3 protein-coding genes are annotated in these 2488 nt (G+C 44.4%); all 3 read right to left on the reverse strand.

Annotated features, from left to right (window positions below; genetic code table 11):
• A partial coding sequence (locus tag ACFIQC_RS09565; RefSeq protein WP_375707113.1) for a phage tail protein occupies positions 1 to 944 on the reverse strand: 944 nt, incomplete at its 3' end.
• A gap of 7 nt (positions 945 to 951) precedes the next feature.
• Positions 952 to 1965 carry a phage tail protein gene (locus ACFIQC_RS09570; protein ID WP_375630377.1) on the reverse strand — a complete coding sequence of 338 codons (1014 nt, stop codon included), beginning with the start codon at positions 1963 to 1965 and terminating at the stop codon, positions 952 to 954.
• Between the two features lie 8 nt (positions 1966 to 1973).
• The coding region (locus tag ACFIQC_RS09575; protein WP_375707114.1) for a phage tail protein at positions 1974 to 2488 on the reverse strand (515 nt) is incomplete at its 5' end.

Here is a 2488-nt window from a genome sequence, read left to right on the forward strand (position 1 = left end):
TCTGTAAACCAAAAGGGAGTCTCTACCTGTGGACTTCCTGCTATTTGGTCAAATTCTTGATTACACTTGTCCAAAGCATCCCCACTCAAACCTACACACTCTTCGTCTATAGCTCTCTTGCGCCTTTGCAAGTGAGCTTCAGAAGAAGAAACATCCCGTTTTTTTCGAGAAGAAAGACCTTCTGATGACGCTGGACCTATAAAATGTTCATGCGCTTTTAAAGAACAGGGTTGTATACTTGCAAAAGAACGCCAAGGGTCTAAATTGCGTTCATTATCAAGTCCCCGTAAAAATAGCCCCCGAAAATCGGGAACATTAAACGTCGTGGCGCCATCCCCTTCTCCCCACGTCGTCCCTATTACTTCAAACAAGGCTCTATACGTTCTTCGCGAATAAGCCTTCCCATCACATGGCAACCAACCATCTGGCAAGCGCTCCATTGCAAACGGTCCTATCAGACCGGAAGGTAAACGTTTTAAGGAAGAAACTTTGCTCCTTGTCGGGTTGAGAACTTGCCAACCCGTAAGCTCTTCATCATACACAAGCGTATAAAGACAGCCATCTTGTATCTCTCCTCCCGATAAGGCTAATAAACCGGTTTCTGTTGCCTTATAAACGGGCTTATCGGCTAAATTATTTAAAGCAATTGTTGTCGCCCCAACATTCTTGCCCTTCGCTTTAAAACAAACCGATATGCCATTCTTATACTCTAAAAATGCCGATTGACTTAGAAGCCTTATCACGCTCGTCTTTTGGTTATTATCAACCGTCACAATCCCTTCAAGCACACCCCCCGTATCCGATAAATACTCACTTATCCTTTGCATCATAAAACGAGCGCTATTATTGACTGTGTTAGGGTGCTGTCCCTCTGACCAATTAATTAAAGCATCAGCACCACCATTCTCAGATGCTGTTAAAGACCAATCATAAATCGTGGACATCTAAACCTCACGTCTTGATTCCAAACACAACACTCATATTAATCGGGCGCGTCTCACTTATACCTGAACTTGCCAATGCAACATCACGCATGTGAAGGTGGGAATGGGGAAAGGCGAGCTTATGGTGCACGCGTATATCCTCTGCTCTCACGCCCAAACGTTCAGCAAGCTTCAATCTTTGCTGGTCATTCAACACATATCCCCAGATGATCGTCATATCACCATGCCAACTCTCTTCCTGATTTTCATCATTCAAAATCGTAAAGGATTGACCCCCATGGTCATGCTTTCTCATTGCGTCATTTTGTAAAGTGCCAAGATAACGAAAGCGGTCTATCTCGCGGTCATCATCAACACCTCGTAAAAAAACACCACGCAAATCGGGAACATTAAACTTCGTCCAACTATCAGCGCCTCCCCACCTGATCCCTATCGCTTCATAAAGAGCAGGATAATCACTACGCAAATAAGCCTTCCCATCACATGGTAACCAGCCATCTGGCAAAACTTGCATCCCAAAAATCCCTATCGTCCCTAGTGGATAAACAGGGATAACCGGCTCTTGCGATAAAGAGAGAGGCGTAGGATTTAAAACTTGCCAAGCATGATCCCTATAAACCAAGCTATAAATGCATCCCCTTTGAAGCTCGCCCCCAGATAAAACACGGAGACCTAATTCCGTCGCCTTGTAAACAGGTTTAGCCGCCAAATCATTCAAGGCAATTGCGGTTTCCCCAATATTCTTGCCCTTCGCTTTAAAACAAATTGATATCCCATTCTTATACTCTAAAAATGCCGATTGGCTTTGAAGTCTTATCAACGTCGTCTGGTGTTCAGCATCAACCGTAAAAGTGCTTTCAATCACACCACTCGTATCCGATAAATACTCACGCACACGTTGCATCATCACACGAGCACTATTATTCAGACTACTAGGACGTTGTCCTTTTGACCAATCAATCAAATCATCACAATAGGCATTCAAGGAGGCATTTAAAGACCAATCATAGATCGTCGACATCTTACACCTCATGTCTTAATCGCAAACAGAACACTCACATTAACTGGACGCGTCTCGCCTTCACCAGTGCTCTCCAAAACAACCTCTTGGTTCTCATCAAGAGTATGAGAACTTACAATGTAGCCCCCTAAATTCTCACGCTCTATGCCCATAAAATTCGCTAGAGAGCTCCCCCCAAACAAGCCTAGACGATAGCCCAACACATCCGTCGTATTCCCATCCCAAAAGTTTTCGTTGCTGGTAAAATGAGACATCGAAAGGCTCTGTCCTTGATGTTGATGCGACTCGATTAAATCTGTTTGCACACTTGCAAAAGAACGCCCCTCATCAATATTGCGCCCTCCATCAAGCCCTCGTAAAAACATCCCTCGAAAATCGGGAACATTAAATGTCGTGGCGCCATCACCCTCTCCCCAAACCGTTCCTATCGTCTCAAATAAATCACCATAATCACGACGCAAATAAGCCTTCCCATCGCAAATTAACCAATCCTTTGGAATCCCGCGCATTCCAAACGTTCCTA

The sequence above is a fragment of the Bartonella sp. AA126HLJHH genome (assembly GCF_042197425.1).
Taxonomy (GTDB): Bacteria; Pseudomonadota; Alphaproteobacteria; order Rhizobiales; family Rhizobiaceae; genus Bartonella.

Excerpts from the sequence above, each read along its gene's own strand:
- ACFIQC_RS09570 (WP_375630377.1), bottom strand. The coding sequence starts at position 1,965 with ATGTCGACGATCTATGATTGGTCTTTAAATGCCTCCTTGAATGCCTAT.